General features: G+C 66.6%; 25 protein-coding genes. 15 read left to right on the top strand and 10 right to left on the bottom strand.

Features of this window, described 5'->3' with window-relative positions; genetic code table 11:
• Positions 1–4 precede the first annotated feature (4 nt).
• The 4 genes from D2T30_RS02920 to uraH all read right to left on the bottom strand — a co-directional run bounded on the left by D2T30_RS02920 (position 5) and on the right by uraH (position 3,044).
• On the bottom strand, positions 5–379 hold the full coding sequence (locus D2T30_RS02920; protein WP_128180785.1) for an NADH:ubiquinone oxidoreductase subunit NDUFA12: 375 nt from the start codon (positions 377–379) through the stop codon (positions 5–7).
• Between the two features lie 90 nt (positions 380–469).
• Positions 470–1,738 (bottom strand): ATP-dependent Clp protease ATP-binding subunit ClpX, encoded by a 1,269-nt coding sequence (clpX, locus tag D2T30_RS02915; RefSeq protein WP_128207551.1) that lies wholly within the window; start codon positions 1,736–1,738, stop codon positions 470–472.
• Between the two features lie 127 nt (positions 1,739–1,865).
• Positions 1,866–2,495 carry an ATP-dependent Clp protease proteolytic subunit gene (locus D2T30_RS02910; RefSeq protein ID WP_128207550.1) on the bottom strand — a complete coding sequence of 210 codons (630 nt, stop codon included), beginning with the start codon at positions 2,493–2,495 and terminating at the stop codon, positions 1,866–1,868.
• Between the two features lie 192 nt (positions 2,496–2,687).
• On the bottom strand, positions 2,688–3,044 hold the full coding sequence (gene uraH / locus D2T30_RS02905; protein WP_128207549.1) for a hydroxyisourate hydrolase: 357 nt from the start codon (positions 3,042–3,044) through the stop codon (positions 2,688–2,690).
• 121 nt (positions 3,045–3,165) lie between these two features.
• On the opposite strand from uraH, the gene puuE reads away from it, so the two are divergent.
• The 3 genes from puuE to D2T30_RS02890 all read left to right on the top strand — a co-directional run bounded on the left by puuE (position 3,166) and on the right by D2T30_RS02890 (position 5,987).
• Positions 3,166–4,581, top strand: a complete 1,416-nt coding sequence (puuE, locus tag D2T30_RS02900; protein WP_128207548.1) for an allantoinase PuuE — start codon at positions 3,166–3,168, stop codon at positions 4,579–4,581.
• Positions 4,578–5,408 carry a bifunctional allantoicase/(S)-ureidoglycine aminohydrolase gene (locus D2T30_RS02895; protein ID WP_128180795.1) on the top strand — a complete coding sequence of 277 codons (831 nt, stop codon included), beginning with the start codon at positions 4,578–4,580 and terminating at the stop codon, positions 5,406–5,408. Before puuE ends, D2T30_RS02895 begins: the two co-directional genes overlap by 4 nt.
• Before the next feature lie 96 nt (positions 5,409–5,504).
• Entirely contained in the window at positions 5,505–5,987 is a 483-nt protein-coding gene (locus tag D2T30_RS02890; protein WP_128207547.1) for an ureidoglycolate lyase, read from the top strand.
• A 41-nt stretch (positions 5,988–6,028) separates the two neighbouring features.
• Here D2T30_RS02890 and D2T30_RS02885 read toward each other — a convergent pair whose 3' ends face one another.
• A complete protein-coding gene (locus D2T30_RS02885) occupies positions 6,029–7,618 on the bottom strand; it encodes a bifunctional metallophosphatase/5'-nucleotidase (RefSeq protein ID WP_128207546.1) in 1,590 nt (529 codons plus the stop codon).
• Positions 7,619–7,742: 124 nt separating this feature from the next.
• Between D2T30_RS02885 and D2T30_RS02880 the strand changes: the two genes are divergently transcribed.
• Genes D2T30_RS02880 through arsC form a run of 3 tightly spaced genes read left to right on the top strand, consistent with a single transcriptional unit; the run spans position 7,743 to position 9,486 of the window.
• A complete protein-coding gene (locus D2T30_RS02880) occupies positions 7,743–8,081 on the top strand; it encodes a DUF952 domain-containing protein (protein WP_128180801.1) in 339 nt (112 codons plus the stop codon).
• On the top strand, positions 8,078–9,136 hold the full coding sequence (locus tag D2T30_RS02875) for a quinone-dependent dihydroorotate dehydrogenase (RefSeq protein WP_128207545.1): 1,059 nt from the start codon (positions 8,078–8,080) through the stop codon (positions 9,134–9,136). The genes D2T30_RS02880 and D2T30_RS02875 overlap by 4 nt, the downstream gene beginning before the upstream one ends.
• Positions 9,127–9,486, top strand: a complete 360-nt coding sequence (gene arsC, locus D2T30_RS02870) for an arsenate reductase (glutaredoxin) (protein ID WP_128207544.1) — start codon at positions 9,127–9,129, stop codon at positions 9,484–9,486. The genes D2T30_RS02875 and arsC overlap by 10 nt, the downstream gene beginning before the upstream one ends.
• Positions 9,487–9,608: 122 nt before the next feature.
• Here the strand turns inward: arsC and D2T30_RS02865 are convergent, their stop codons facing one another.
• The 5 genes from D2T30_RS02865 to D2T30_RS02845 form a co-directional block, all read right to left on the bottom strand.
• Positions 9,609–11,396: an MFS transporter gene (locus D2T30_RS02865; RefSeq protein ID WP_206612606.1), complete on the bottom strand. Its 1,788-nt coding sequence runs from the start codon at positions 11,394–11,396 to the stop codon at positions 9,609–9,611.
• 192 nt (positions 11,397–11,588) lie between these two features.
• Positions 11,589–12,272, bottom strand: coding sequence for an adenylate kinase (locus D2T30_RS02860; RefSeq protein WP_128207601.1), 684 nt, complete (start codon positions 12,270–12,272; stop codon positions 11,589–11,591).
• A gap of 5 nt (positions 12,273–12,277) precedes the next feature.
• The gene (acs, locus tag D2T30_RS02855) at positions 12,278–14,257 is read right to left on the bottom strand and encodes an acetate--CoA ligase (protein WP_128207543.1); all 1,980 of its coding nucleotides are present in this window, start codon (positions 14,255–14,257) and stop codon (positions 12,278–12,280) included.
• A 341-nt stretch (positions 14,258–14,598) separates the two neighbouring features.
• Positions 14,599–15,705, bottom strand: coding sequence for a 3-dehydroquinate synthase (gene aroB, locus D2T30_RS02850; protein WP_128207542.1), 1,107 nt, complete (start codon positions 15,703–15,705; stop codon positions 14,599–14,601).
• Positions 15,706–16,263, bottom strand: a complete 558-nt coding sequence (locus D2T30_RS02845; RefSeq protein ID WP_128207541.1) for a shikimate kinase — start codon at positions 16,261–16,263, stop codon at positions 15,706–15,708.
• A gap of 213 nt (positions 16,264–16,476) precedes the next feature.
• On the opposite strand from D2T30_RS02845, the gene D2T30_RS22990 reads away from it, so the two are divergent.
• The 9 genes from D2T30_RS22990 (at position 16,477) to D2T30_RS02805 (ending at position 25,034) form a co-directional block, all read left to right on the top strand.
• Positions 16,477–16,623, top strand: coding sequence for a hypothetical protein (locus D2T30_RS22990; protein ID WP_164881661.1), 147 nt, complete (start codon positions 16,477–16,479; stop codon positions 16,621–16,623).
• Positions 16,613–18,217, top strand: a complete 1,605-nt coding sequence (locus D2T30_RS02840) for a hypothetical protein (protein ID WP_128207540.1) — start codon at positions 16,613–16,615, stop codon at positions 18,215–18,217. Before D2T30_RS22990 ends, D2T30_RS02840 begins: the two co-directional genes overlap by 11 nt.
• On the top strand, positions 18,214–19,167 hold the full coding sequence (locus D2T30_RS02835; protein ID WP_128207539.1) for a site-specific tyrosine recombinase XerD: 954 nt from the start codon (positions 18,214–18,216) through the stop codon (positions 19,165–19,167). Before D2T30_RS02840 ends, D2T30_RS02835 begins: the two co-directional genes overlap by 4 nt.
• A gap of 37 nt (positions 19,168–19,204) precedes the next feature.
• Positions 19,205–20,539, top strand: coding sequence for an HlyC/CorC family transporter (locus D2T30_RS02830; RefSeq protein ID WP_128207538.1), 1,335 nt, complete (start codon positions 19,205–19,207; stop codon positions 20,537–20,539).
• 105 nt (positions 20,540–20,644) lie between these two features.
• Entirely contained in the window at positions 20,645–21,613 is a 969-nt protein-coding gene (locus D2T30_RS02825; protein ID WP_128207537.1) for a glucokinase, read from the top strand.
• Positions 21,614–21,953: 340 nt separating this feature from the next.
• Entirely contained in the window at positions 21,954–22,262 is a 309-nt protein-coding gene (locus D2T30_RS02820) for an STAS domain-containing protein (protein ID WP_164884185.1), read from the top strand.
• Positions 22,259–22,633: a response regulator gene (locus D2T30_RS02815; RefSeq protein ID WP_128180821.1), complete on the top strand. Its 375-nt coding sequence runs from the start codon at positions 22,259–22,261 to the stop codon at positions 22,631–22,633. Before D2T30_RS02820 ends, D2T30_RS02815 begins: the two co-directional genes overlap by 4 nt.
• Entirely contained in the window at positions 22,633–24,546 is a 1,914-nt protein-coding gene (locus D2T30_RS02810) for a chemotaxis protein CheA (protein ID WP_128207535.1), read from the top strand. Before D2T30_RS02815 ends, D2T30_RS02810 begins: the two co-directional genes overlap by 1 nt.
• Positions 24,547–24,551: 5 nt before the next feature.
• Positions 24,552–25,034, top strand: a complete 483-nt coding sequence (locus D2T30_RS02805) for a chemotaxis protein CheW (protein WP_128207534.1) — start codon at positions 24,552–24,554, stop codon at positions 25,032–25,034.
• The last annotated feature ends 132 nt before the right edge of the window (positions 25,035–25,166 follow it).

Here is a 25,166-nt window from a genome sequence, read left to right as displayed (position 1 = left end):
AGCCTCATTCCGGCTGCCAAGCCTCATAATCACGCCGCTCGACCGGTTCCGGACGCCGGATCGATCCGGGCGGAACATAGGCCAGGGCCGTGCCTGTCCGGTTCTCGATATGGGGCAATTCCCACGACTGACGCTTCGGCGCGGATTCGGTCGGCGGCTCGTCCCAGGTGAAATGGATCCAGCCATGCCATTCGGGGGGAATCCGGCTCGCCTCGATCTCACCGTTGTAGATCACCCAGCGACGTTTGCCGTCCTTGGTCTGGTAATAGACGTTCCCCTCCTGGTCCTCGCCGACCTTCACGCCATTGCGGGCGGTGAAAAGCTGGGTTCCGACCGTCTGGCCGTTCCACCAGGTCAACATGCGCATCAGAAAGTTCATGTCCATCCTCCGCGGGCTTTCGCCCCCCTTATACGCCGGTCGGCGCCGCAAGATCCAGCGAAAGGGCGGGCGCGCGGCCCGCCCCTCCGGTCAACTGGCGCTTTTCGGTTCTTTCTTGGCGTTTTCGGCATAGATCAGCAAGGGCTTCGCGCCGGCGGTATCCACCGCATCCTCGTTGACCACGACTTCCTGCACGCCATCCATGCCGGGCAGTTCGAACATCGTGTCGAGCAGGATGTCCTCCATGATCGAGCGCAGCCCGCGCGCGCCGGTCTTGCGCTTGATCGCCCGCTTGGCGATAGCCGACAGCGCATCCGGGGTGAAGGTCAGCTTCACGCCTTCGATGTCGAACAGCCGCTGGTATTGCTTGACCAGCGCGTTCTTGGGTTCGGTCAGGATGGTGACTAGCGCAGCCTCGTCCAGATCCTCAAGCGTGGCGATCACCGGCAGACGGCCGACGAATTCCGGGATCAGACCGAATTTCAGCAGATCCTCGGGCTCCAGTTCCTTGAACAGTTCTCCCGCGGTGCGTTCGTCCGGCCCCTTGACCGAGGCGCCGAAGCCCATCGCCGTGCCCTTGCCGCGCTGCGCGATGATCCGGTCCAGCCCGGCGAAGGCGCCGCCGCAGATGAACAGGATGTTGGTCGTGTCCACCTGCAGGAATTCCTGCTGCGGATGCTTGCGCCCGCCCTGCGGCGGCACGCTCGCCACGGTGCCTTCCATGATCTTCAGCAGCGCCTGCTGCACCCCTTCGCCCGACACGTCGCGGGTGATCGAGGGATTGTCCGACTTGCGGGTGATCTTGTCGACCTCGTCGATATAGACGATGCCGCGCTGCGCGCGTTCGACATTGTATTCGGATGCCTGCAACAGCTTGAGGATGATGTTCTCGACATCCTCGCCGACATAGCCCGCCTCGGTCAGCGTCGTCGCATCCGCCATCGTGAACGGCACGTCCAGAATCCGCGCCAGCGTCTGCGCCAGCAGCGTCTTGCCGGTGCCGGTCGGCCCGATCAGCAGGATATTCGACTTCGCCAGCTCGATATCCGTCTTCGACGAATTGTTCAGCCGCTTGTAGTGGTTGTGCACGGCGACGGACAGCACGCGCTTGGCATGGCTCTGCCCGACGACATAATCATCCAGAACCTTGCAGATCTCGCGCGGCGTGGGCACGCCGTCGGTGGACTTCAGCCCCGAAGATTTCGTCTCCTCGCGGATGATGTCCATGCACAGTTCGACACATTCGTCGCAGATGAACACGGTCGGCCCCGCGATCAGCTTGCGCACCTCATGCTGGCTCTTGCCGCAGAACGAGCAATAGAGCGTGTTCTTGCTGTCCGAGCCGGGATTGTTCGCCATCGTCTTCCTCTGCTCTCGCCCCGGGACCCCGGGGCTGTGAAGGGCTGCCCCGGAGTGTAGGGCGGCCCCATGTTCATCTCAACGTCAAATTTCCGTTTCGGACGATCTTCCGGCCGTCACATCACGGTCATTTGTCGGCTTCGGCCTTGCCCCGGCTTTCCAGGATCTCGTCGATCAGGCCCCATTCCTTCGCCGCCTCGGCCGACATGAAGTTGTCGCGCTCCAGCGCCGCCTCGACCGTCGCGTAGTCGTTGCCGGTGTGCTTCACGTAGATCTCGTTCAGCCGGCGCTTCAGGTTTTCCGTCTCGCGCGCATGGATCAGGATATCCGTCGCCTGCCCCTGATACCCGCCCGAGGGCTGGTGCACCATCACCCGCGAATTGGGCAGGCTGAAGCGCATCCCCTTTTCGCCCGCCGTCAGCAACAGCGACCCCATCGAGGCCGCCTGCCCGATCACCAGCGTCGAAACCTTCGGCCGGATATACTGCATCGTGTCGTAGATCGACAGACCCGCGGTGACCACACCGCCGGGGCTATTGATATACATCGAGATTTCCTTGGTCGGGTTTTCCGCCTCAAGGAACAGCAGCTGCGCGCAGATCAGCGTCGACATGCCGTCATGCACCGGCCCCGACAGAAAAATGATCCGCTCCTTCAACAGGCGCGAATAGATGTCATAGGCACGCTCGCCGCGCGAGGTCTGTTCGACCACCATCGGCACCAGCGTGTTCATGTAAAGGTCAATCGAGTCTTTCATCCTGTGCCTTCCTGCGGTCCTGCCAAATTCATAATCGCGGAGCTTTACGAGAGTCTTAGTGGCGCGCCGGGGTGGCTGCAAGGGCGCCCGGTGCAGGAACTTTCGCCGCCCGCCCCGCGCCGGGCGGAATCCCCCGAAAAACCGAGCCGATTCCGGCCCGCCGGCGCGATCACCATCTTCGTTATCGCGCGTTCAGCTTCCGCGATAGGTCGAATAGCCGAAGGGCGACAGCAGCAGCGGCACATGGTAATGCGCCGCCGGATCCGAAATCCCGAAGCGCAGCGGCACCACGTCAAGGAACAGCGGCTCCGCCGCCGCCTGCCCGCTGGCCCGCAGATAGTCCCCGACGTGAAAGACCAGCTCGTAAACCCCGGTCTCGAACGCCCCCTGCGGCAGAATCGGCGTGTCGGTGCGCCCGTCCCGGTTCGTCACCGCCCGCGCGATCAGTTCGGCCCCGTCCGCGCCGATCCGGAAGAGCGAGATATGCAGCCCCTCCGCAGGCGTTCCCCGGGCGGTATCAAGAACATGCGTCGTCAGATATCCGGTCATGGCAATCTCCTTTTCGCCGGACTATGACGCGGCCGGACAGCCCGGACAAGCACCCCCGCATGCGGCCTCTTGCATGCGGCGGACATTCGTCCTTTGATCGCCTGAAACATCGGAGGCACAGATGAACCGTTATCCCCGTGACATGCGCGGCTATGGCCCGACCCCGCCCGACGCAGGCTGGCCGGGCGGCGCGAAAGTCGCCGTCTCGATCGTGCTGAACTACGAGGAAGGCGGCGAAAACAACATCCTGCACGGCGACGCGGCCTCCGAGGCGTTCCTGTCCGACATCAACGGCGCGGGCATGTGGCCGGGCCAGCGCCACTGGAACATGGAATCGATCTACGAATACGGCGCCCGCGCCGGCTTCTGGCGGCTGCACCGGCTGTTCACCGCGTTTGACATTCCCGTCACCATCTTCGGCGTGGCGACGGCCTTGGCGCGCAACCCCGAACAGGTCGCGGGGATGCAGGCCGCCGGCTGGGAAATCGCCTCGCACGGGCTCAAATGGGTCGAACACAAGGACATGCCCGAGGAAGAGGAACGCCGCCAGATCGCCGAAGCGATCCGCCTGCATACCGAAGTCACGGGCGAACCGCCGCGCGGCTGGTATACCGGCCGCTGTTCCGCCAACACCGTACGCCTGACCGCCGAGACCGGCGCTTTCGACTGGATTTCCGACACTTACGACGACGACCTGCCCTATTGGCTGGAGGTCGGCGCCCGCGACCAGCTGGTGATCCCCTACACGCTCGAAGCCAACGACATGCGCTTCGCCACCTCCCCCGGCTATATCGAGGGCGAGATGTTCTTCCAGTATCTGAAGGACAGCTTCGACACGCTCTACCGCGAAGGGGTCGAGGGCCGCGCCAAGATGTTCTCGATCGGCCTGCACAACCGGCTGATCGGGCGGCCGGGCAAGATGGCCGGGCTGAGGCGCTTCCTCGACTACGCACAAGCCAAAGGCGGCGTCTGGTTCGCCACCCGCGGTGAAATCGCCGCGCATTGGGCCGCGCATCACCCGCATCACCGCTTCGAGCGTCCCAGCCAGATGTCGAAGGACCGCTTCGTCGAACGCTTCGGCGCGATCTATGAACACAGTCCCTGGATCGCCGAACGCGCCTGGGAGATGGAGCTTGGCCCCGCGCATGACTGCGCCGAAGGCGTCGCCTCGGTCCTCGCCCGCGCCTTCCGCACGGCCAGCGACGATGAACGCCTCGGCGTACTCAAGGCCCACCCCGACCTCGCCGGCAAGCTCGCGCAGGCGAAACGGCTCACCGCCGACAGCACAGCCGAACAGGCCTCGGCCGGGCTCGACGCGCTGACCGATACGGAACGCGAAACCTTCGAGGCGCTGAACACCGAATATGTCGGAAAATTCGGCTTCCCCTTCATCATCGCGGTGAAGGACAACACGAAATCCACCATCGTCGAGGCTTTCTACCGCCGCCTCGCCAATTCCCGCGACGCCGAATTCGCCGAAGCCTGCCGACAGGTGGAACGCATCGGCTGGCACCGCCTTCAGGACCAGTTCAAATGACCAGCTACGCCACGCCCCGCGACGGGCTGCCCCGCCAGACCGAGCTTCACACCGGGCGCGCGATCTTCACCGAAGCCTATGCGGTGATCCCGCGCGGCGTGATGACCGACATCGTCACCAGCTACCTGCCCGGCTGGACCGACACTCGCGTCTGGATCATCGCCCGCCCGCTCTCGGGTTTCGCCGAGACCTTCTCGCAATACATTCTCGAAGTCATGCCCGGCGGCGGCACCGATGCAGGTGAACCGGACCCCGAGGCCGAGGGCGTGATCTTCGTCGTCTCGGGCCGCCTGACCCTGACCCTGCCCGATGGCGAACACGAGATGGCCGAGGGCGGCTACGCCTATATCCCCCCCGGCTGCCCGTGGACGCTGCGCGCCACCGGCAAGACACCGGCGAAATTCCACTGGATCCGCAAGCTCTACGAAACCGCCCCCGGCCTCGACATCCCCGAGGCCTTCGTGACCAACGAACAGCACCGCTCGCCCGCCGGCATGCCCGGCACCAACCTGAAATGGGCCACCACCCGCTTCGTCCAGCCGCTCGACCTGCGCCACGACATGCATGTGAACATCGTCACGCTGGAACCCGGCGCGGTGATCCCGTTCGAGGAAACCCATGTCATGGAACACGGCCTCTACGTGCTGCAGGGCAAGGCGGTCTACAAGCTGAACAACGACTGGGTCGAGGTCGCGGCCGGCGATTTCATGTGGCTGCGCGCTTTCTGTCCGCAGGCCTGCTACGCGGGCGGCACGGAACGCTTCCGCTACCTGCTCTACAAGGACGTGAACCGCCATGCGAAACTGCGCGGCGTCCTCGGGCGCTGAGCTGCCCTTCATTCTTCCATAAATATCCCGGGGGAACCGGGGGTGCAGCCCACGGTGGGGGCAGCGCCCCCAGCCCCCTCACCGCAAGAGGCCACGATGCAGATCCAGGCAGAACCGCTCACCCCTGACGCCTTCGCCCCGTTCGGCGAGGTGCTCTCCGCCGATGGCGCGCCGGACCGGCTCATCAACGCGGGCCTCTGCGGCCGCTATCACGACCGGGCGAAGCTCGACTTCGGCCCCGGCGGCCGCGCCGGGATCTCCATCTTCAAGGCGGTGGCGCGCAGCCTGCCCTACAGGTTCGACCTGCTCGAACGCCACCCCGAGGGCAGCCAGGCCTTCATCCCGATGACCGACGCCCCGTTCCTCGTCATCGTCGCGCCAGACGAGGGCGGCAGGCCGGGCGCCCCGCGCGCCTTCCTGACCCGCGGCGATCAGGCGATCAACCTGCACCGCGGCACCTGGCATGGCGTGCTGACGCCGCTGCAGGAACCGGGGCTGTTCGCCGTCGTCGACCGGATCGGCACGACGCCGAACCTCGAAGAGGTGATCCTGACCCATCCGGTGACGGTCATCTCCTGAGAAACCGGATCAATATCGGATGGCAACCACCTGATATCCCTTCATTCCACCTGCCTGATGCGCCCGTCCAGATAGGGTGTGTAGCTCTGCGATTTCGCCAGATAGTCCGCCGTGACATCCGCCAGATCCGGGCCGAAATCATAGGCCTTCTCCGCCTCGGCGGCGAAAACGGAATAGCCGTCGCCACCCATCCGCATGTAATTGTTGGTCACGATACCATAGACCGTATCCGGCTCGATCGGCGCCCAGTCCCCGTCCTTCTGCACCTCGACCGAGACGAGCCTTTCCCCCGCCGGCGCCTTCGGATCCCAGACGAACCGCAGCCCAGCCACCTGCGGGAAGCGGCCCGCCCCTTCCTCGACCTGGCTCAACCCGTTCTCCAGCGCCTTCACCATGGTCGAGCCGCGCGCCTGAAAGGTCGACAGCGTGTTCTGGAACGGCAGCACCGTCAGCACATCGCCCATCGTCACCGGTCCCGCCTCGATCGAGGCGCGCAAGCCCCCGCCGTTCTCGATGGCGATACTGACGCCCTGATCCTTCACCCGGTCGAGCATCGCATCCGCGACCAGATTGCCCATCTGGCATTCGGCCGCGCGGCAGGTGTCGCGCGACCCGTCGATCGCGGCCGAGGCCTCGGCCACGACGCGGGCGCGCACCTCGGCGATGGGCTCGGCCAGCTCCTCCACCCGGGCGGCGATCTTCGGATCCGGCTTGACCGAGGCATCCAGCAGGATGGGCTCTCCGCCCGCCGATTTCAGATTGCCGTCATCGTCAAAGGTCAGCACCAGATGACCCAGATATTTCGAATAGGCATAGGCGGATACGATCGGAACTTCATTCACCGTCGTAGGATATTTCTCCGCCCCCTCGATCACATTGGAAAACAGCGTATGCGAATGTCCGCCCACGATCGCATCCAGCCCCGGCACCTGTTCCGCCAGTTGCCGGTCGCGCGTATAGCCCACATGGGTCAGCGCGACGATCTTGGTCACGCCCTGCGCCTGCAGATCCTCGACCTGCGCCTTCAGGCTTTCGGCATCGTCCTGAAAGATGACATTCGGCCCGGGCGAGGAGATTTCCGGCGTGTCGGTGGTCAGCGCGGAAACCAGCCCGACCTTTTCGCCGCCGATCTCCATCACCAGCGACCGGCCGATCCTGCCGCGCAATTCCTCGGACCGGCTCAGGTCCAGATTGCCCGAGATCACCGGGAAATCGACCAGACCCACGAAATCGCGCAGCACCGCCGGCCCATCGTCGAATTCGTGATTGCCGAGGATCATCACCTGATAGCCGATGTCGTTCATGAACTCGGCCGCGTCCCGCCCCTTGTAGGTGGTGTAGAATAGCGATCCCTGAAACTGATCGCCGATATCGACCAGCAGGACATTCTGCCCCGCCAGCTCCTCGCGCAGTTCGGCCACCTTCGTCGCGATCCGCGCGACGCCGCCGAAACAGTCCCCCTTCGCATCGGTTTCCGCATCGCAGGTGGAATCGAATTTGTCGATCGGCTCGATGCGGCTGTGAAGGTCGTTCGTATGCAGGATGTGCAGCGTGTAATCCGCCTGCGCCGCGGCCGCCGCCAGCAACAGGGCGGCCGACAAGGCCGTGGACATCAGAAACCGGATCTTCATCAGGACCTCCGAGGGGTGAATCGCGTCCCGTCAACCTTGCCCGCCCTGGACCGCGCCTGTCAAAAGCGGAATCCCCGACCCCAAGCATATTGACCCCGGCCCCGGCTTTCGGCATTGCATCGGCATGGTGATCTACAAGATTTTCCGCCGACCCGAATGGAATGCGTTCCGCGACGCGGGCGAAACGCTTGGCGCGCCCGTCGATCTGGCGGACGGCTTCATCCACTTTTCCACCAGCGCGCAGGTGACCGAAACCGCGGCCAAGCATTTCGCCGCGGAAAGCGATCTGGTCCTTGTCGCGGTCGATCCCGACCGGCTCGGCCCGGCGCTGAAATGGGAGCCCTCGCGCGGCGGGGCGCTGTTTCCGCACCTGTATCGTGCGCTGCGGCTGGATGAGGTCCTGTGGGACCGCTCCCTGCCGATGGGCGTCGCGGGCCATATCTTCCCCGAGGTGCTGCCATGAGCGTGACCGAAAGGCTGGGGCTCGCCGTCCTGCACCGGCTGGATCCCGAGCTGTCGCATGGCCTGTCGCTGCGGACCCTGCGCTGCGGGCTGGTGCCCGCACCCGGCCCCGTCACTTCGGCCCGGCTGGCGACGGAGCTTGCAGGGCTGAAGCTGCCGAACCCGGTAGGCCTTGCGGCGGGCTATGACAAGAATGCGGTGGCGCTGTCGCCGCTGATGCGGGCGGGCTTCGGCTTCCTCGAAGTCGGCGCCGCCACACCCCGGCCGCAGCCCGGCAATCCCAAGCCGCGCCTGTGGCGACTGACCGAGGATCGCGCCGCGATCAACCGCTTCGGCTTCAACAACGACGGTATGGAGCCGATCACCGAACGTCTGGCGCAGCGGCCGGCGGGGATCCCCGTCGGGCTGAACCTCGGCGCGAACAAGGACAGCGCCGACCGCGCCGCGGATTTTGCCACCGTGCTGCGCCATGCGGGCGCGCATATCGACTTCGCCACGGTGAACGTCAGCTCGCCCAATACCGAAAAGCTGCGCGATCTGCAGGGGAAAGATGCGCTCGCCGCCCTGCTGCGTGGCGTGACCGAGGCGCGGGATGCGCTCGAACGGAGGATCCCGGTCTTCCTGAAGATCGCCCCCGACCTGAGCCCCGCCGAGATCGAGGATATCGCCGAGGTCGCCCTGCGCGCCGGGCTCGATGCGATCGTCGCCACCAACACCACCCTGTCGCGCGACGGGCTGCATTCCCCGGATGCCGGGCAGCCGGGCGGGCTGTCGGGCGCGCCGCTGTTCGAACGCTCGACCCGCGTGCTGGCGCAGCTCTCGCGGCTCACGCGCGGGAAGATCCCGCTGATCGGGGTGGGCGGCGTCGGCTCGGCCGAGCAGGCCTATGAAAAGATCCGGGCCGGAGCCTCGGCGGTGCAGGTCTATACGGCGATGGTCTATCAGGGCATGTCGCTGATCCCCGGAATCGCGCGCGGGCTGGATGGCCTGCTGTCGCGCGACGGTTTTTCCTCGGTCGCCGAGGCGGTGGGAACCGGGCGGGCGCGATGGCTGTGACAGGGGCTCTGACGGTGGAGATCTGGCACAATCCGCGCTGCACCACATCGCGCAAGACGCTGGACCTGCTGCGCGCGCATGGGATCGAGCCTGAAATCCGGCTGTATCTGCAAGACCCGCCGGACCGGGCCGAACTGCGCGCTGTGCTTGAAAAGCTCGGACGTCCGGCGGCGGATCTGCTGCGTTGGAAGGAGCCCGAGGTGCCCGCCGGGCTGACGCGCGCATCCGGGGAAGAGGCGATCCTCGACGCGCTTGTCGCGCATCCGCGCCTGATCGAGCGGCCGGTGGTGATCCACGGCGATGCCGCGCGGATCGGGCGTCCGCCGGAGACGGTGCTTTCCATCCTCTAGGGGGAAGGGGGCCAGCCCCCTCGCCCGTTCCGGGCTCACCCCCGGGATATTTAAGGAAAGATGAAGGCAATAAGAAAGGCCGCCCCCGAAGGGACGGCCCCGATGCAACCGGCAAGGCCGGGTCAGTCGACGAAGATGTTCTTCTTGTGCGTGTTGTTCGGCACGAAGATCACCCCGATCACCACAGTCATCACCGCCACGACGATCGCATACCACAGCCCCGCGTAGATATTGCCGGACTGAGCCGATATCGCGAAGGCCGTCGCCGGAAGCAGCCCGCCGAACCAGCCGTTGCCGATGTGATAGGGCAGCGACAGGCCGGAATAGCGGATCCGCGTCGGGAAAAGCTCCACCAGCATCGCCGCGATCGGGCCGTAGACCATCGTCACCAGCAAGATCAGATAGGTCAGGATCACGACCACCGTCAGCTTCTGCACCGTGAAGATGTCGAAGAAGTGGTTGGCCCGCGCAACGGTGATGTTGTCCCCCGGCGTCATCGGGTAGCCCGCCGCCGAAAGCGCGGCGTTCACCTGGGTGTCGAAGGCGGTCTGGGCGGCGGCGAGTTCCGGCCCCGACAGGTTCGAACCGTCATAGGACGCGATCACCTGGCCCTCGATCGTCACGGTGGCGGGGGTGCCGGGGGCGGCATCCTCGGTCACCGAATTCACCGAGAGCTTGGACAGCGCCGCCTTGGCGATGTCGCAAGACGAGGTGAACTTGGCCGTCCCGGTCGGGTTGAACTGGAACGAACAGTCGTTCGGATCGGCGGTGACGATGACCTGCGTCTGCTGTGCCGCATAAAGCGCCGGGTTGGCCGTATGGGTCAGCGCCTTGAAGACCGGGAAATAGGTCAGCGCCGCCAGCACGCACCCGCCGAGGATAATCGGCTTTCGTCCGATCTTGTCGGACAGCGAGCCGAAGAACAGGAAGCCCCCGGTGCCGAGGATCAGCGACCACGCCACAAGGACGTTCGCGGTGAAGCTGTCGACCTTGATGACGTTCTGGATGAAGAACAGCGCGTAGAACTGCCCCGAATACCAGACCACGGCCTGCCCGGCCGTCAGGCCCAGAAGCGCGATCAGCGCGATCTTGCCGTTCTTCCAGGTGCCGAAGGCCTCGCGCAGCGGCGCCTTGGATTGCGCGCCTTCCGCCTTCATCTTCTTGAAGGCCGGGCTTTCTTCCATCTGCAGCCGGATATAGAGCGAGATGCCCAGCAGGAAGATCGAGCACAGGAACGGAATCCGCCATCCCCAGGCGTCAAAGGCGCGGATCATGCGTTCCGTCCCGTCCGGGTTCAGCACCGGATTGCCCGCAAGGTCGAGCACCGCGACCATCGGATAATTCGCGTTCACATAGCCCTGCACCAGCAGGATCACGATCAGCGACAGAAGCAGGCCGAGCGTCGCCGTCGTCTGGATGAAGGCGGTGTAATAGCCCCGGCGGTTCTGCGGCGCATGTTCCGCCACATAGACCGCGGCACCGCCATATTCGCCGCCAAGCGCCAGCCCCTGCAGCATCCGCAGAACGATCAGGATGATCGGCGCCGCGACGCCCCAGCTTGCATAGCCGGGCAGAAGCCCGACGATGAAGGTCGAGACGCCCATGATCATGATCGTCATGAGGAAGGTGTATTTCCGCCCCACCAGATCGCCGAGCGAGCCGAACACCAGCGCCCCGAAGGGCCGCACGATGAAGCCCGCGGCAAAGGCCAGCAGCGCAAAGACGTTGCGCGTGGCTTCGGGGAAGGCGGTGAAGAACTGCGCCCCGATGATCGCCGCAAGCGAGCCGTACAGGTAGAAGTCGTACCACTCGAAGATCGTGCCGGCGGATGACGCCGCGATGACCCGCTTTTCGTCGCGGGTCATCGGACGCGCCCGCTCGGCCGTCACGTTGGTGTTGTATGAAGCCATCGTCTCTCCTCCTTCTGCCGGCCGTGGCCGGTCTCCCTGAGACACAACAACCCACCCGGGCCGGAACGGGCATGCCCTCCGGTCCCGCCCCTGCCGGGGTGGACGTTTTCCGATTGGACCGGGCATGTCGCCCGGCCTTCCCGCCGCTGTCCCCCGGGCCTCCTCCCGGGGGTGCGGCGCTTCGTGGCGGCGTCAGGCCGCCACGGCCCCCACGACCCGGGCGAGCGCCGCGCGCACATCCGCGATCGAGCCCATCGCATCGACCCGCGCCAGAACGCCAAGCCGGTCGTAGTGATCTATCAGCGGGGCGGTCTGGCTGTGATAGGTCTCCAGCCGCGCCCGCGCCGTTTCGGCGGTATCGTCGGGGCGGCGCCGGAACTCGGTACCGCCGCATTTGTCGCAGACCCCGGCCACGGCCGGGATCTTGAAGCTGTCGTGGTAGCCCTCGCCACACAGGGCGCAGCTGTAGCGGCCGGCGACGCGGGCGATCATCGCCTCGTCGTCGACATCCAGGCTGACCGCGGCATCGACGCGCTGGCCGGTTTCGGCCAGAAGGTCATCGAGCGCCGCCGCCTGCACCGCCGTGCGCGGAAACCCGTCGAGGATGACGCCCGCCGACACATCCGGCCCGGCCATCCGGTCCTTGAGGATGGCGAGGACGATCTCGTCGCTGACGAGCCCGCCCGCCTCCATCACCGCCTTGGCCGCAAGCCCGGCGGGGGTGCCCTCGGCCACCGCCGCCCGCAGGAGATCCCCGGTCGAGAGCTGCACGAGCCCGAAGGCTTCCTCAAGGATCCGCGCCTGCGTCCCCTTCCCCGCGCCCGGCGGACCGAGCAGGATCAGCACAAGGGGTTTCGTGTCGACCGCATTCGCCATCTCGTTCATGCGTCGGCTCCGCGGTTCATGCGGTTGTCGATCAGATCCTGCACGACCCCCGGATCGGACAGCGTCGAGATGTCGCCAAGCGCGCCATAGTCGTTTTCGGCGATCTTGCGCAGGATGCGGCGCATGATCTTGCCCGAGCGGGTCTTGGGCAGGCCGGGCGCCCACTGGATCAGGTCGGGCTTGGCGATCGGGCCGATTTCCGTGCGCACCCACTTTTCCAGTTCCGAGCGCAGCTCGTCCGAAGGCGTCTGGTCGTTCATCAGGGTGACATAGGCGTAGATCCCCTGCCCCTTGAGGTCGTGCGGATAGCCGACCACCGCCGCCTCGGCCACCGCCGGATGGGCGACGAGCGCGCTTTCGATTTCGGCCGTGCCCATGCGGTGGCCGGACACGTTCAGCACGTCATCGACGCGGCCGGTGATCCAGTAGTAACCGTCGCTGTCGCGCCGGCAGCCGTCGCCGGTGAAGTAATAGCCGCGATACTGGCTGAAATAGGTTTCCTGAAAACGCTCGTGATCGCCCCAGACGGTGCGCATCTGCCCCGGCCAGCTGTCCGAGATCGCCAGCACGCCTTCGCATTCCACCTCGCCGATGCGGACGCCGGTCTGCGGTTCCAGCACCACGGGCTTCACCCCGAAGAACGGATTGGTCGCCGATCCCGGCTTCGTCGGTGTCGCGCCCGGCAGCGGCGTCAGCATGTTGCCGCCGGTTTCCGTCTGCCAGTAGGTGTCGACGATCGGGCAGCGGCCCTTGCCGACATGTTCGTTGTACCAGTGCCATGCCTCGGGGTTGATCGGCTCGCCCACCGTGCCGATCAGCTTGAGCGAGGAGAGATCGTATTTGTCCACCCATTCGGCGCCCTGCGCCATCAGCGCGCGGATCGCGGTGGGTGCCGTGTGGAACTGGGTCACGCCATGCTTTTCGCAGATCGCCCAGAACCGGCCCGGATCGGGCCATGTCGGCACGCCCTCGAACATCAGCGTCGTCGCCCCGTTCGCCAGCGGCCCGTAGACGATATAGCTGTGCCCCGTCACCCAGCCCACATCGGCCGAGCACCAGAACACGTCGCCCTCGTGATAGTCGAAAGTGTATTCATGCGTCATCGAGACATAGACCAGATAGCCGCCCGTCGAATGCACGACGCCCTTCGGCTTGCCGGTCGAGCCCGAGGTGTAAAGGATGAACAGCGGATCCTCCGCCCCCATCGGCCGCGGCGGGCATTCGGGGGAAACCTGTTCCATCATGTAGCTGATGTCGACGTCGCGGCCTTCGGTCCAGCTGATCTGGTCGCCGGTGCGGCGCACCACCAGACAGCGCACCTTGTCCGAGCAATGCAGCAGCGCCGCATCGGTATTCGCTTTGAGCGGCGTGCGCTTGCCGCCGCGCGGCGCGGTATCGGCGGTGATCACCAGCTTGGCGCCGCAATCGTTGATCCGGTTCGCCAGCGCATCGGGCGAAAAGCCCGCGAAAACCACGGAATGGATCGCCCCGATCCGCGCGCAGGCGAGCATCGCATAGGCCGCCTCGGGGATCATCGGCAGATAGATCACCACCCGGTCGCCGCGCATCACGCCCTGCGACAGCAGCACGTTCGCCATCCGGTTCACCTTTTCGGACAGCTCCCGATAGGTGATGTGGCGCGAGCTTTCATGCGGGTCGTCGGGCTCGAAGATGATCGCGGTCTGCAGCGCGCGATCCTTCAGGTGCCGGTCGATGCAGTTGACCGAGGCGTTCAGCACCCCGTCCTCGAACCATTTGATCGAGACCTTGCCGAAGGTGAAATCGGTGTTCTTGACGATGCTATAAGGCTTGATCCAGTCGAGCCGCAGCCCCTCGCGGCCCCAGAAGGCATCGGGGTTCTCGATCGATTCGCGATACATCTCCAGATATTTGGGCGTGTCCGCATGGGCGTTTTCAAAACCCTGCGGAATCGGACACATGCCATTGTCGGCGACGACCTGTTCGTGCTTGGTCATTGAGTTTCCTCCTCCTCGCTGTCGCGCGGCGAAACGCCGCTCGCGGCACGGAATGACCCGGCGCCGCATATTCCCCCGACTGCATTGTAAACCAAACTCTCCATTTTTCGTAAGCATTCATTTTCATTATGTTTTTCTGTAAATTCATTCACTGATGTTGCAGGTGCATTGTAAATTCACCCGGCCGGATGGCGGGAAATCAGCGTGACATCAGATGTTTGGCTGTTGATGTGCTGCGGTGCTTGGGCGGCGTTAGCGCCACCACGCCACAGCGCAGCATGAATGCCGCGCCGCAGCATCCTTCGGGCCGATTCGCCCGGTGCGCCGTTCTGCCGAATCAATCAGCGACCGCGCAGCGCGTCCTGCAAAAGCGTCTTCAGCACGTCGCGCGGAACGTCCGAGGTGACGAAGGCCTGACCGATGCCATGCGCGAGGATGAAACGCATCCTGCCGTCCAGCACCTTCTTGTCCTGCGCCATCAGGGCGATCAGCCCCTCGGCATCCGGCAGATCGCCCGGAATGTCGGACAGGTCCACCTTGGTGCCCATCGCCTTCAGATGGGCGCGCACGCGGCTTGGCGCCTCCTGCGAACACAGGCCAAGCCGCTGGCTCAGCTCAAAAGCCAGCGCGCAGCCGATCGCCACGCCCTCGCCATGCAGCAGGCGGTCGGAATAGCCCGTCGCCGCCTCAAGCGCGTGGCAGAACGTGTGGCCGAGGTTCAGAAGCGCGCGGTCGCCCTCTTCCGTTTCGTCGCGGGCGACGATCTCGGCCTTCATCTCGACCGAACGGGTCACCGCGCGCAGCCGCGCGGCCTTGTCCCCGGCCGCGAGCGCGGGGCCGTTCGCCTCCAGCCAGTCGAAGAAATCCGCATCGCCCAGAAGGCCGTATTTCACCACCTCGCCATAACCCGCGAGGAAATCGCGCGCCGTCAGCGTGCCCAGCAGGTCGATATCCGCCAGCACCAGCGACGGTTGGTGGAAGGCGCCGATCAGGTTCTTGCCCGCCTTGACGTTGATGCCGGTCTTGCCGCCGACGGAGCTGTCGACCTGCGCCAGCAGCGTCGTCGGGATCTGCACGAAGCGCACGCCGCGGCGCAGGATCGCCGCCGCGAAGCCCGCCAGATCGCCGATCACCCCGCCGCCAAAGGCGATGACGATATCCTTGCGTTCCACCTTCTGCGCCAGCAGCCATTCGCAGGCCTGTTCCAGATGGGGCCAGCTTTTCGTGCCCTCGCCCGCGGGCAATGCCAGTGACACCGCCTCGATCCCGCCAAGCCCGGCGCGCAGTTCCTCAAGATGCATCCGGGCGACGGTTTCATCGGTGATGATCGCCACCCGAGGACGGCGCAGCAGCGGCGCGATCTCTGCCCCGGCCTGCGCGATCAGCCCGCTGCCGATCCGCACGTCATAGGCCCGTTCCCCAAGTTCGACCCGCACCACGTTCCGCATTCAATCCTCCGCGATCACGCCGGGATGCGCCTTCAGCGCCCCGATCACCTTCTGCGCCATATGTTCGACCGACAGCTCCGGCTCCGCCTCGACCGCGACCTGCGCCAGCGCATAGACCGGCGCGCGCGCCGCCAGCAGGGTTTCGAGCGTGCCCTTGGGATCCGCCGTGCGCAGCAGGGGCCGCGTGTTCTTGTGCCGCACCCGTTGCCACAACAGGTCAAGATCCGCCTTCAGCCAGACGGAAATCCCGTGCCGCGCGATCAGCGCCCGGTTCCCTTCGGACAGAAAGGCCCCGCCCCCCGTCGAGATCACCGCCGGCGCATCGCCCAGCAGCCGGGCCAGCACCTCGCTTTCGCGGGCGCGAAAGAACGGCTCGCCGTCGCGCGCGAAGATTTCCGAAATGGGCATCTGCGCGGCGCGGACGATTTCCTCGTCGCTGTCGAGGAACGGCACCCCAAGAACCCGCGCCAGCATCGTGCCGACCGCGGTTTTCCCGGCTCCCATCATGCCCACCAGCACGACCGGCCTTTGCAATCCTCGCTGCCCCTGCCGCGCCATGGCCGCCGCATCCTCCTGGCATCGGCGCCCCGGGATGGGCGGGCGCTCGCGCAAACATGAATTTCGCCCCCCTGAATGGCGTGATCTTCCCGAAAATGCCATATATAATCGACGCGAAAACAGGCGCGAAATCGGTCAGAACCGTTGCCGGGGTCTTCCCCGGGCGGAAACACAAGAACCGCCGGACAAAAACACGAGAAACGAGAGAGTTTTATGGGGCGCATTCTACAGGTGATCGCGGTGCTGCTGGTGATCGGGATTCTGGCGGTGATCGGCTATGCCTATGTCGGGGACATGACGCCGACCAAGGGCGAGCAACGGCAGAACGTGACCCTTCCGGAGGCGCCGAGTGACAATTGAACATCGCGCAGGGCAAAAGGCACGTTTCGGGGCGCTGATCCTGCCCTGGCTCGCCTGTCCCTTCGCCGCGCTGGCCGAAACGGCGCCGATGTCGGCGATCGACTGGCTGTCGGGGTCGATCGCGACGCCGGTGGCGGTGGCGCCGCCCGCGACGCGCGGATCGCGGGCCAATGTGCCGCCGGTGCCCGGCGAACCGCCGGTAAGCCGCGGGCTGACGGATGAGATCGTCTCGGTCGGGCCGATCGGGCAATCCTCGGCGAACGGGCTCGGCCTCGTGCCGCCCGAGGCGATCGGCCTGCCGCGCGATCTGTGGGGCCGCACGCCCGAGGACCGTCTGGCAAGGCTCCTGCGCAAGGAACGGATCGACACGCTGCCCTCGATGCAGGCCTTCCTGATGGAACTGCTGCTGGCCGAATTCGCCCCGCCCGAGGCCGCAGCGCCCGACAGCCGCAACATGCTGTTCCTTGCGCGGATCGACCGGCTGCTCGACATGGGCGCGCTGGATCAGGCGATGGCACTGCTGGAACAGACGGAATCCTCGGACCCCGAGATCTTCCGCCGCCGGTTCGATGTCGCCTTGCTCCTCGGGCAAGAGGACAAGGCCTGCGAGATCATGGTCGATACGCCCAGTGTCGCGCCTTCCTTCCCGGCGCGGATCTTCTGCCTCGCGCGGCATGGCGACTGGCAGGCGGCGGCGCTGAGCCTTGATACCGGGCGCGCGCTTGGCCAGATCGATCCGGAGATGTCGGAGCTGCTGCTGCGCTTCCTCGACGCCGAACTGGCCGAGGTGTCGGATCCCCTGCCGCCTCCGACCCGGCCCACGCCGCTCGTCTTCCGGCTGCTCGAGGCGATCGGCGAGCCTTTGTCGACCGGGCCGCTGCCGCTGGCCTTCGCGCAGGCGGACCTGCAATCGAATGCCGGCTGGAAGGCGCAGATCGAGGCGGCCGAGCGTCTGACCCGCGCGGGCGTTCTGGACCCGAACCAGCTTCTGGGGCTTTACACGCAGGAGCGCGCCTCGGCCTCGGGCGGGGTGTGGGACCGGGTGACGGTGGTGTCCTCGCTCGACCGCGCCCTCACGGCGGGCGATGCGACGCGGGTGTCGCAGATCCTGCCCGGCGCGTGGGAGGCGATGCAGGGACAGGAGCTGGAACCGGCGCTGGCCGCGATGTTCGCGCCGCGGCTTGCCGATCTGCAGCTGACCGGCACGGCGGATGATCTCGGGCTGCGGCTCGGCCTGCTGACCCCGGATTTCGCCGAGGCGGCGGCACGACACACCGTCCACGATCAGGACGAGGCGCTGCTGGTCGCCATCGCGCGGGGCGATACAAGCGCCGCATCGGCGCAGGATCAGCTCGGGCTGATGCTGAAACGGGTGTTCGACGCCCCGGTCACCGCCGCGCCCGCGACCTATCAGCCGCTGCTGATGGACCGGCGGGGCGAGGCGATGCTGAACGCCATCGACGACATCACCGAAGGCGCCAGAGGCGATTACCGGCGGGTCGAGGCGGGGCTGAAGCTCCTGCGCTACCAAGGGCTGGAAACCGTGGCGCGGCGCACGGCGCTGGAAATGATCGTGCTGGAACGCAACGGATGACAGCCCCGCCGGATCCGCGCTGGATCGCCACCTTCCTTGAGGCGCAGGCCGCCGAGGCGGGGGCCGCGCGCAACACGATCCTCAGCTATGGCCGGGACCTGAACGCCTTCCTTGGGTTCACCAGCGCAAAGGGCCTGCGGCTGGAAACGCTCGCCCGCGCGGATATCGAGGCATGGCTGATCCGCTGCGAGGCCGAGGGGCTTGCCAAGGCCACGCGGGCGCGGCGGCTGTCCTCGGTGCGGCAGCTTTACCGTTTTGCCTATGAGGAGGGCTGGCGGGCGGACAATCCCGCACTGCGCATCTCCGGCCCCGGCAAGGCGCAGCGCCTGCCCAAGACGCTTGCCATCGAGGAGGTCGAGGCGCTTTTGGAGGCCGCCCGCGACCACGGCCGCAACCCCACCGAACATATCCGCAACCGCTGCCTGATGGAGCTGCTCTACGCCACGGGGATGCGGGTCAGCGAGCTGGTCTCCCTCCCCGTCGCGGCGGCGCGCGGCAATCCGGCGATGCTGCTCATCCGCGGCAAGGGCAACAAGGAACGGATGGTGCCGCTGACCGCCCCCGCGCGCGAGGCGCTGGCCGCATGGCTTTCCACCCGCGACGCGCAGGAGGAAGAGGCCCGTCTGGCGCGCCGCGCCGGGCCCTCGCGGTTCCTGTTCCCCGGTTCGGGCCGCGAGGGGCATCTGACCCGGCAGGGCTTCTTTCTGCTGCTCAAGGACATCGCCGTCGCCGCCGGCATCGCCCCCGCGCGGGTGACGCCGCATGTGCTGCGCCATGCCTTCGCCACCCATCTCTTGCAGGGCGGCGCCGATCTGCGCGCGATCCAGATGCTGCTCGGCCATGCCGACCTGTCGACGACCGAGATCTACACCCATGTCCTCGACGAACGGCTGAAGTCGCTGGTTCTGGACCATCACCCCCTTGCGAAAGCCGCCCCACGGGGCGAATGATCCGGCAGGCAGCGCCGAAGACCCAAGGGGAAAGATCATGGAAACACCGGAATCCTCGCTCGATTTCGTCTTCTGGCTGACGGCGGGGGCGATCCTGTGCCTGTTGCTGATCTCGGCCTTCTTCTCGGCCTCGGAAACGGCGCTGACGGCATCGAGCCGGGCCAGGCAGCGTTCGCGCGCCGACCGGGGCGATCGCGGCGCGGCGGCGGCGCTGGATGCGGTCGAGGACAGCGAAAGGCTGATTGGCGCGATCCTGCTGGGCAACAACGTGGCGAATATCCTTGCCGCCTCGCTCGCCACGGCGCTGTTCACCCGGGCCTTCGGCTCGGGCGGGGTGGCGCTGGCGACGCTGGTGATGACGGTGCTGGTGCTGATCTTCGCCGAGGTGCTGCCCAAGACCTACGCCATCTCGCTGCCCGAAAGCGTGGCGAGCCGCGTGGCGAAGCCGATCCGCTGGGTCGTCATGGTGCTGACCCCGGTCATCGGCGTGGTGCGGCTGATCGTGCGCGGCATCCTGCGGCTGTTCGGCGTGCGGCTGGAGGCGGGCCAGTCGGTCTTTTCCTTCCGCGACGAGATCGCCGGGGCGATCGCCATCGGTTCCTCCGAAGGGACCTTGGACAAGGAGGAACGCGACCGGCTGCTGGGGGCGCTCGACCTCGACAACCGCACCGTGTCGGAGATCATGCTCCACCGCAGCCAGATCGAGATGCTGGACGCCGAGCTGCCGCCCGACGACCTGCTGGCGGCGGTGCTGAACTCGCCCCACACCCGCCTGCCGATTTACAAGGGGGAGCGGGAAAACGTCGTCGGCGTGATCCATGCCAAGGATCTGCTGCGCGCGGTGGACAGGTTCCTGCGTACCGGCGACGGCAAGCTGGACGAGGCCTCGGATCTCGACGTGATGAAAGTGGCGATGAAGCCCTATTTCATCCCGGACACCACGCCGCTCGACGAACAGATGCGGGAATTCCTGAAACGGCGGATGCATTTCGCGCTGGTCGTGGATGAATATGGCGACCTGCGCGGGCTGGTGACGCTGGAAGACATCATCGAGGAGATCGTCGGCGACATCACCGACGAGATGGACCCCAAGGCCGAACGCCAGATCCGCGCCGCCGGGGATGGCGCCTGGCTGGTCGACGGCACCACCACGATCCGCGACCTGAACCGGGAAATGGACTGGTCCTTGCCGGATGACGAGGCGCATACCATCGCCGGGCTGGTCATTCAGGAAGCCCAGACCATCCCCGCCGAGGGTCAGGTCTTCGCCTTCCACGGCTTCCGGTTCGAGGTCGTCACCCGCAAGGGCAACCGCATCGCCATGCTGAAGGTCGTGCCGCTGCTGCCCGACGTGACCGTCCCCGAGCCGTGATCCGTCTGCCCTGACCCCGCGTCGGCGGCGGGCGCGGGCAAGGAAGGGTTGCGGCAGGGCCTGCTGGCATTCTATCAAGGCAGGAACCAGGCAGCGGGACCGCATATGAGCCTTTATACCCTTCTTGCCGATATCGGCGGCACCAATACCCGCGTCGCCCTTGCCCGGGACGGCGCGGTGCAGCCCGACACCATCCGCCGCTATCCGAACGCCGACTATCCGGCGCTGGAGCCGATCCTGACCGGCTACATGGCGCAATCCGGCGTCGCGCATCTGGCCGGGGCCTGCGTCGCCGCGGCCGGGCCCGTGCGTGACGGGGTGGCCACGATGACCAATCTGAACTGGGTCTTCGAGGAAGCCGCTCTGGCGGGCGCACTCCGTGCCGACCGCGTCGCGGTGCTGAACGATCTTCAGGCGCAGGGCTATGCGCTCGGCCATCTCGCCCCGGATACGCTGCGCGAGATCCTGCCCGGCGCCCCCGCCCGCCCGGGGGCGAGCCAGCTTGTCATCGGCATCGGCACCGGCTTCAACGCTGCGCCCGTGCATGACGGCCCCGGCGGCCGGGTCGTCGCGCCGTCGGAATGCGGTCAGATCACCCTGCCCACCCTCACCGACGAGGAAATCCGCCTGCGCCGGTTCATCGAGCACCAGCACGGCTTTGCCTGCGTCGAGGAAATCCTGTCGGGCCGCGGCGTGGCGCAGGTCCATGCCTTTCTGCGCGCCGAGGCCGGCGAGGCGGCGCAGCCGCCGCTCGACACCGCGGCGATCATGGCGGCGTTCAAGGCGGGCGATCCGATCGCGGTGCGGACCGCGCAGCTTTTCGTGCGGCTGATGGGCGCGGTCGTGGGGGATCTGGCGCTGATCCACCTGCCCTTCGGCGGCATCCACCTGATCGGCGGCGTCGCGCGGGCCTTCGCGCCCTGGCTCCGCGCCTGCGGCTTCGACGAGGCGTTCCGCGCCAAGGGGCGGTTCTCGGATTTCCTCGCGGCCTTCCCGGTATCGGTGATCGAGGATGACTACGCCGCCCTGACGGGCTGCGCGATCCATTTGCGCAACCGCCTGCGCGAGGGCTGATATCCGGTCCGCGCCGGGAGTGAATTCCGACGATGGCTGCGCGTGTGGAGGGGAGAAAGGGGCGCTGCCCCTCGCCCGTTCCGGGCTCACCCCGGGATATTTATGGAAACACGAAAGGGAGAAGGTCCACCGAGCCTGCGACCCGGATCGCGCCGCGACTCGGGGGCGTTTTCCCGGGACGGATGCACCCTGTATGCCGGCTTTTGCCCGGGCGCGCGGAGAGGAATGTCCTTTTTCGCCGCATCGGAGGCCCCGCCCGGATGATTTCGAGGGGTCATCTAAAAGCTATCTTAACGTTCCCCTTGCTAGCCTGCCCCGGCTGAAAACGGGGGAATGGCGCATGGAGATGGGGCAGACCCGGACCGATGAAACCGCAGGGAACAGCCTTGTCCTGCCCGCGCGGCTCGACGCGGCCACCGTCGCCGGGGTGGCCGAGGGGCTGCGCGCCCAGGCGGGGGCGCCATTGCGGCTCGACGGCGGAGAGGTGCGCCATCTGGGCGGGCTCGGGCTGGAACTTCTGTTGCGGGCGGAACGGGACTGGCGCAGGACCGGGCAGGCCTTTGCCGTCCTGCCGCGATCTCAGGCCCTGAACGATGCGCTGGCGGATTTCGGCATCGATCCGGCCCGGTTCGACCCGGAGGCCGCATGACCCTGACCGTCCTTGCCATCGATGACAGCCCGACGATGCGGAACATGTTCAGCCTCGCCCTCGCGCACGAGGATATCGTACTGCATCTCGCGGAGGACGGGGCGGCCGGGCTTGATCTGCTGCGGCGGATCACGCCGGATGTGGTCATCTCGGACATCAACATGCCGGATCTGGACGGTTTCGGCTTCATCGAGGCGGTGCGCCGGCAGGAACGGTTCCGCACGCTGCCGATTCTGGTGCTGACCACCGAACCCGGGCCGGAACTGCGCGCCCGCGCCCGTGCCGCCGGGGCGACGGGCTGGATCGTCAAGCCCTTCGACGCGCAGAAGATGATCCGGACGCTGCGTCTGGTGGCGGGAAGCGGGGGCTGATGCCACAAGATCCGCTTGCCGAGATCCGCGCCGGGTTTTTTCTGGAATGCGAGGAGCTTCTGGAAACCCTGCGCGATGGTCTTGCGGCGCTGGCGGCGGATACCACGGACCGGACGCGGATCGACACGATCTTCCGGGCGGTGCATTCGATCAAGGGGGGCGCGGGGGCCTTCGGGCTGGACCGGCTCGTCGGTTTCGCGCATCGCTACGAAGCCGCGCTGGACCTTCTGCGCACCGGTCGCGCGCCGCTGACCGAGGCGCTGCTGCGGCTGCTGGACCGGGCGAGCGACGCGCTGGAAGATCATGTGCAGGCGGCGCAACGTGGCGATCCGCCGCCGGAGGAACGGGAGTCCATCCTTGTGGAACTGCAAAGGCAGCTCGCCCCCTTCATGCGGGAGGATGCCGCGCCCAAGCCGCAGGCCGCGTCATGGGAGCTGGACTTCACCCCGCATGGCGCCCTTTACGACAACGGCCATGAGCCGCTTTACCTGCTCCGAGCGCTGCGCGAACTGGGCGCGCGGGATGTCATCTGTGCGGCGGACGTGGGCGGGGGGCTCATCGCCTTCGATCCGGCGCGTCCCGCGCTGCGCTGGACGCTCACCCTTCCGGCGGAAACGGCCGAGGCCGACATCCGCGAGATTTTCTGCTTCGTCGAGGATCTCTGCACGCTGACGATCAGCCGGGCGCGGGCCGGCCCTGCCCCGGGCGAAACCGGCCCCGTGCCGACGGTCCGGGTCGATCTGGACCGGATCGAGCGGCTGATGAACCTCGTCGGCGAACTCGTCATCAATCAGGCCATGCTCGTGCAAAGCGTGACCGACAGCGGCGCGCAGCCGAATTCGCCGGTCATGACCGGGCTCGACTCCTTCACCAAGCTGACCCGGGAAATCCAGGAAAGCGTGATGATGATCCGCGCGCAGCCGGTGAAACCGCTGTTCCAGCGCATGTCGCGCGTGGTGCGCGAAACCGCCGCCAGCACAGGCAAACAGGTGCGGCTGGTGGCGCTTGGCGAGGCGACCGAGATCGACAGAACGGTGATCGAGCGGCTGGCCGAGCCCCTGACACACCTGATCCGCAATGCAGTCGACCACGGGATCGAGCCGCCGGAGGTCCGCTCCGGCCTCGGCAAGCCGGCCTGCGGCACGATCACCCTGACGGCACAGCACCAATCCGGGCGCCTGATGATCGAGTTGCGCGACGACGGCGCGGGGATCGACCGGGACAAGGTCCTGACCATCGCGGTCCGCCGCGGGCTGGTCCCCGCCGGATCCCCTCCACCGGACAGCGAGATCGACGCCCTTCTGTTCTCGCCCGGTTTTTCCACCGTGACCGAGATTTCCGCGCTGTCGGGGCGCGGCGTCGGGCTCGACGCGGTCCGCACCGCGATCCACGGGCTTGGCGGGCGCATCGGCATCCGGTCGCGGCCGGGCGAAGGAACGGTGTTCACCGTCTCTCTACCGCTGACGCTCGCGGTGCTGGACGGCATGATCGTCCGGGTGGGCGAGGAAACGCTGGTCATCCCGCTGTCCGCGGTGATCGAGACGGCGGCACTGTCGTCACAGAACGTCCGGGCGATCGGTGCGGGCCATACGGTTCTGGAACTGCGCGGCGGCTTCCTGCCGCTGTTCGATCTGGGTGCCGAACTCGGCTTTCGCGCGCCCAGACGGCATGACGACGGCGGCATCATCCTGCTGACCCGGCATGAGGATGAAAGCCGCTCGGCATTGATCGTCGATGCGATCCTCGAACAGCGGCAGGTGGTCATCAAGGGGCTGCACCGCGGCTGCGGCCCGATTCACGGCATTTCCGCCGCGACGATCCTGGGCGACGGGCGCGTGGCGCTGATCGTCGATCCGACCGATCTGCTGTCGCGCCGCCACCTTTCTCCCCATGACATGGCGATGGCAGGATGAATGCAATGGACATTGATGCACCCCCGCAGAGCGGCGGGACGATGGAACTGCTCTCGTTCCGCCTCGGCGCGGATGAATATTGCCTCGATATCATGTCGGTGCGCGAGATCCGCGGCTGGTCCAGGCCGACACCGCTGCCGCATGCCGCACCGCACATGCGCGGGGTGCTCAACCTGCGCGGCACGATCCTGCCGATCGTCGACCTGTCGATCCGGCTTGGCATGGCGGGAGTATCAGGCGATCCGCGCAATGTCTTCATCGTCGTCGGTCATGGCGGCCTGCTGACCGGTCTTCTGGTCGATTCCGTGTCCGACATCCTGACCGTGCCGCGCAGCGACCTGCACCCGCCGCCCGATATCGCGCATTACGCCGATCAGACATTCATCGGCGCATTGGCGGTGATCGGCGGGCGGATGATCCGGCTGCTGAACCTTGCGGCGGTGCTGCCCGCCCCGCCGGCCGAGGCTCCGCCGCGCCCCCCATCCTGAGCGCGGCGACAGACCATGCGGCACAGATTTCACGGATGGAGGCAGGCTCCCGATCCACCGCTTCGCGGCCACCAATCCGGGGCGCCTTCCTCCGAAAAGCCGGCTTTCCCGTCGTTTTTCCATAAATATCCC

The sequence above is a fragment of the Paenirhodobacter populi genome, assembly GCF_004022215.1.
GTDB lineage: Bacteria > Pseudomonadota > Alphaproteobacteria > Rhodobacterales > Rhodobacteraceae > Rhodobacter > Rhodobacter populi.
This window is presented reverse-complemented; position numbering and strand designations above follow the sequence as displayed.

What these genes read in the sequence shown, in the direction of transcription:
- D2T30_RS02920 (WP_128180785.1), bottom strand. Translation starts at nt 379, where the DNA reads ATGAACTTTCTGATGCGCATGTTGACCTGGTGGAACGGCCAGACGGTC.
- clpX (WP_128207551.1), bottom strand. Translation starts at nt 1,738, where the DNA reads ATGGCGAACAATCCCGGCTCGGACAGCAAGAACACGCTCTATTGCTCG.
- D2T30_RS02910 (WP_128207550.1), bottom strand. Translation starts at nt 2,495, where the DNA reads ATGAAAGACTCGATTGACCTTTACATGAACACGCTGGTGCCGATGGTG.
- uraH (WP_128207549.1), bottom strand. Translation starts at nt 3,044, where the DNA reads ATGACCGGATATCTGACGACGCATGTTCTTGATACCGCCCGGGGAACG.
- puuE (WP_128207548.1), top strand. Translation starts at nt 3,166, where the DNA reads ATGAACCGTTATCCCCGTGACATGCGCGGCTATGGCCCGACCCCGCCC.
- D2T30_RS02895 (WP_128180795.1), top strand. Translation starts at nt 4,578, where the DNA reads ATGACCAGCTACGCCACGCCCCGCGACGGGCTGCCCCGCCAGACCGAG.
- D2T30_RS02890 (WP_128207547.1), top strand. Translation starts at nt 5,505, where the DNA reads ATGCAGATCCAGGCAGAACCGCTCACCCCTGACGCCTTCGCCCCGTTC.
- D2T30_RS02885 (WP_128207546.1), bottom strand. Translation starts at nt 7,618, where the DNA reads ATGAAGATCCGGTTTCTGATGTCCACGGCCTTGTCGGCCGCCCTGTTG.
- D2T30_RS02880 (WP_128180801.1), top strand. Translation starts at nt 7,743, where the DNA reads ATGGTGATCTACAAGATTTTCCGCCGACCCGAATGGAATGCGTTCCGC.
- D2T30_RS02875 (WP_128207545.1), top strand. Translation starts at nt 8,078, where the DNA reads ATGAGCGTGACCGAAAGGCTGGGGCTCGCCGTCCTGCACCGGCTGGAT.
- arsC (WP_128207544.1), top strand. Translation starts at nt 9,127, where the DNA reads ATGGCTGTGACAGGGGCTCTGACGGTGGAGATCTGGCACAATCCGCGC.
- D2T30_RS02865 (WP_206612606.1), bottom strand. Translation starts at nt 11,396, where the DNA reads ATGGCTTCATACAACACCAACGTGACGGCCGAGCGGGCGCGTCCGATG.
- D2T30_RS02860 (WP_128207601.1), bottom strand. Translation starts at nt 12,272, where the DNA reads ATGGCGAATGCGGTCGACACGAAACCCCTTGTGCTGATCCTGCTCGGT.
- acs (WP_128207543.1), bottom strand. Translation starts at nt 14,257, where the DNA reads ATGACCAAGCACGAACAGGTCGTCGCCGACAATGGCATGTGTCCGATT.
- aroB (WP_128207542.1), bottom strand. Translation starts at nt 15,705, where the DNA reads ATGCGGAACGTGGTGCGGGTCGAACTTGGGGAACGGGCCTATGACGTG.
- D2T30_RS02845 (WP_128207541.1), bottom strand. Translation starts at nt 16,263, where the DNA reads ATGGCGCGGCAGGGGCAGCGAGGATTGCAAAGGCCGGTCGTGCTGGTG.
- D2T30_RS22990 (WP_164881661.1), top strand. Translation starts at nt 16,477, where the DNA reads ATGGGGCGCATTCTACAGGTGATCGCGGTGCTGCTGGTGATCGGGATT.
- D2T30_RS02835 (WP_128207539.1), top strand. Translation starts at nt 18,214, where the DNA reads ATGACAGCCCCGCCGGATCCGCGCTGGATCGCCACCTTCCTTGAGGCG.
- D2T30_RS02830 (WP_128207538.1), top strand. Translation starts at nt 19,205, where the DNA reads ATGGAAACACCGGAATCCTCGCTCGATTTCGTCTTCTGGCTGACGGCG.
- D2T30_RS02825 (WP_128207537.1), top strand. Translation starts at nt 20,645, where the DNA reads ATGAGCCTTTATACCCTTCTTGCCGATATCGGCGGCACCAATACCCGC.
- D2T30_RS02820 (WP_164884185.1), top strand. Translation starts at nt 21,954, where the DNA reads ATGGAGATGGGGCAGACCCGGACCGATGAAACCGCAGGGAACAGCCTT.
- D2T30_RS02815 (WP_128180821.1), top strand. Translation starts at nt 22,259, where the DNA reads ATGACCCTGACCGTCCTTGCCATCGATGACAGCCCGACGATGCGGAAC.
- D2T30_RS02810 (WP_128207535.1), top strand. Translation starts at nt 22,633, where the DNA reads ATGCCACAAGATCCGCTTGCCGAGATCCGCGCCGGGTTTTTTCTGGAA.
- D2T30_RS02805 (WP_128207534.1), top strand. Translation starts at nt 24,552, where the DNA reads ATGGACATTGATGCACCCCCGCAGAGCGGCGGGACGATGGAACTGCTC.